This window comes from Flavobacterium sp., from assembly GCF_043720215.1.
Classification (GTDB): Bacteria; Bacteroidota; Bacteroidia; order Flavobacteriales; family Flavobacteriaceae; genus Flavobacterium.
The window spans coordinates 1-3,539 of the sequence record NZ_JAYSSZ010000174.1; the positions used below are offsets into that span (position 1 = coordinate 1).

General features: G+C 28.5%; 4 protein-coding genes. 1 reads left to right on the forward strand and 3 read right to left on the reverse strand.

What is annotated here, in order from left to right; translation table 11 throughout:
* The coding region (locus tag ACHZC3_RS08010; RefSeq protein ID WP_394759341.1) for a tetratricopeptide repeat protein at positions 1-1,542 on the forward strand (1,542 nt) is incomplete at its 5' end.
* A gap of 65 nt (positions 1,543-1,607) precedes the next feature.
* Here ACHZC3_RS08010 and ACHZC3_RS08015 read toward each other — a convergent pair.
* From ACHZC3_RS08015 to ACHZC3_RS08025, 3 genes are all read right to left on the reverse strand, one after another.
* Positions 1,608-2,357, reverse strand: coding sequence for a hypothetical protein (locus ACHZC3_RS08015; RefSeq protein WP_394759342.1), 750 nt, complete (start codon positions 2,355-2,357; stop codon positions 1,608-1,610).
* A gap of 12 nt (positions 2,358-2,369) precedes the next feature.
* Positions 2,370-3,107, reverse strand: a complete 738-nt coding sequence (locus ACHZC3_RS08020) for a nitroreductase family protein (RefSeq protein WP_394759343.1) — start codon at positions 3,105-3,107, stop codon at positions 2,370-2,372.
* The coding region (locus ACHZC3_RS08025) for an aldehyde dehydrogenase family protein (protein WP_394759344.1) at positions 3,098-3,539 on the reverse strand (442 nt) is incomplete at its 5' end. The genes ACHZC3_RS08020 and ACHZC3_RS08025, both read right to left, overlap by 10 nt.

Here is a 3,539-nt window from a genome sequence, read left to right on the forward strand (position 1 = left end):
AAAGACTATAACAAAGCACTTACTTTTTATCAAAAAGCGTTAGATAAAGACAAAGAGAACAATAATAAGTTAGGAATTGCAGTCGCTTATGGTAACATTGCGACCATTCATAATGAACTAAAGCTATATGATAAAGCAGTAGAAAACTACAGTAAAGCATTAGAAATAAACCAAGAATTAAAAAACAAAAAGGGAATTGCCGTAAATCTTAATGGAATTGGTAGATGTTATTTAGTTCAAAATAAACTTACTGAAGCATTAGATTTTTCAAAACGAGCCAACAATCTTGCCAAGTCTATTAATCTTCAAGATATAGAAAGAGATAGTTTTGATAATTTAAGTACCATTTTTGAGAAAACTAACAAAATGGACAGCGCTTATTCTTATTATAAAAAATACATTGATATAAAAGATAATATTGACAATGAAAATAATAGAAAGCAAATTTCAAAATTAGAAATTCAATATGAATTTGATCACAAAGAAGAAAAATATAAAAATGATCAATTATTGTCAAATGAAAAGCTAAATCAACAGCAATTACTAACGATTTTAAATCAGTTAAAATTAAAAGAAAGCAACAAAGAGAAAGATTTAGTGCGACTTCGTTTTCTTAAATCTCAATCGGAATTAAAAACGGAGCAAATTGCCAAAAATGTCCAAAAAAAGCAATTAGATCTTATTCAAAAAGATAATTTATTAAAATTAAATCAATTAAAAATAAATAAACTTGAACTTCAAGATAGAGAAAAGCAAAAATGGTTTTATATTATAGGATTGGGCTTTTTTGCAATTATTGGAGGATTGTTATTTAAACAAAGTCGAAATCGCAAAAAAGTAAATCAAAAATTACAACTTTTAAACACAGAACTAGATCAAGCAAACAAAACTAAAACACGATTTTTTAGTATTTTGAACCATGATTTACGAAGTCCTGTGTCTAATTTAATTCACTTTTTACACCTTCAAAAAGACAATCCAGAATTGCTTGACGAAGAAACTAAAAACAGAATGCAAGACAAAACAATCCTTGGTGCCGAAAATTTGTTGTCATCTATGGAGGATATTTTGCTATGGAGTAAAGGGCAAATGGAAAACTTTAAGCCACAGCCAAAAAAGATAACGATTCACCAATTATTTGAAGATAATAAAAAATTATTTTCAGATTATTTAAATATCAAATTTGAATACCATAATTCAAATGACATTGCCATTTTTACCGATGAAAATTATTTAAAGACAATTGTTAGAAACTTAACCAGTAATGCCATAAATGTTCTAAAAACGACTCAAAACCCTAGTATAGTTTGGAAAACCTGGCAAGAAAATAATCAATCGTTTTTATCTATAACAGATAATGGTCCTGGATCCGAAAAAGAACAATTCAGAGCCTTATATGATGATAAAGAAGTAGTTGGTATCAAAACAGGTTTGGGTTTACATCTCATTAGAGATTTAGCAAAATCTATTGATTGTGAAATCGATGTAGATAGTAAAATAGGAGCTGGAACAACTTTTGTTTTGAAATTTAAACCAATTTAGATAATTTAAATAAAATTCATAAACCCCATTAATGTTACTTTTCACTAATGGGTTTTTATTTGCAATTAATTTAATCTTTTGTAGATACTGTACTGAATTGCATATACAAACGGAACCGTAAAAAATATCCCTATGCAAAATGCAAAAATTCCAACTGCCGATAATATACCTCCAATTATCATTAACAATAAAACAACAAAAAAATTATTTAAAATACTTTTGTAACTCGTTTTTATAGCGCTGATAAAGTTTAAGTCTTTAAAAATTACTAACGGAATTGCGATAAACGTAAGAATAGATATACTGTAAGACACTATAAAACCTAATATTTCTCCTAAAGGAGTTGGTAAAATATATTTAAGAATTATATTTAACCCAATCGAAAACAAAGAAATAGTAGTAGTTGCCAATATAATATTGATGAATTGCGGACTGTTTACATAACTAAAAATCGAAGAAAAAGTAACTTCTTCGTTATGATCTGCATCATGAGCCATTTTTAGCATTCCTGCAATAAATGGACTTATTAAAACGGTGAACCCTACAATGACACCAAAATAAATTAACATTCCTTTTGCAGATAATGTTTCTGGGTTAAAATCTTTCATCAATTCTGGAAGTTTTTCCATATCAAAAAAATAACCAATTCCCATAATAGTAAACATCATTATGATTGACATTAGAAACATAAAAGCTAACCCGCCCATTAATGCTGTTTTTTTATAAATTTCAAAAGCATCATTAATTACTTCCCCTAAATCTAATGACTTTTTCGGGTTATTTATTTCTTCTATTTGAGGTTGTTCTGTATTCATTTTTTTTTTAAATTATAATTTATAATAAATTTCTTCGAATGGGATTCTAAAACGATCTCCATAAACGCCATGATCTTCACGAATTCCGCAACCAATAATCATATTTATTTCTGATGATGATGGTAATCCTAATATTTTTTTCACCCGTAATGAGTCAAAACCTTCCATTGGACAAGTGTCATAACTTATTGCTGACATGCTAAGCATAAAATTTTGAGCTGCTAATCCAGCACTTTTGTGAGCTACAATTCGCATATCACTTTGTCGAACTTGTCTGTAAATAGGCTTAAATAAACCAATGATTTGAAAGATAGCATATTTTATATATCCTATGATCCCTAGAAAATCAAAATATATTGTTGGAATTTTTTTTTTATAATAATTCATTGCAAATTTTTCTCTCTTTGAATATTCAGATTCTGGTTTATTACCATATTGGGATTTTAGAAATTCAATATTTGATTGAACTCTCTTTTTCCATAAATCTTTTCTAGCCACAATTACAACAATCTGTTGTGCTGTTTTTGCAGCATTTTGATCTAAACAAGCAATGGTAAGTTTTTGTAATATATCAGGAGAAGTAATATGGTAAAATTCCCAAAGTTGCATATTACTACTAGTTGCTGCTAATGATCCTAATTGAATACAATTTTTAACTTTTTGCTCGTCGATAGCTTCATTCTTAAAAACTCTAACAGATCTTCTATATTCTATTGCTTCACTTACCGTTTTTTCTTCATTTATAACCATCCTAAAAGTCTTTTTATTAGTTTTAGCTTGTTTTTGTATGGGGCATATCTTAGTGGTAAATCGAGCCAATTTCCTTTTCTAACAATAGCTTTTTTATGCGAAAAAGTATCGAAACTTAGTTTTCCGTGATAAGCTCCAATTCCGCTATGACCAACACCACCAAAAGGCAATCGACTATTGGAGAAATGAATGATAGTATCATTTACACAACCACCTCCAAAAGAATATTTAGTTAGAACCTCTTTAATAAATGATTTGTTTTCTGAAAAAATAAATAGTGATAGCGGTTTTTCGTATTTCGAAATAATTCTTTCAATATCTGCCTTCGATTCATAAGAAAGAATTGGTAAAATAGGTCCGAAAATTTCATCTTTCATCACTGGACTATCTAAACTTGGTTCGTCGAGTAGTGTAGGAGCGAGGTAAAAATCA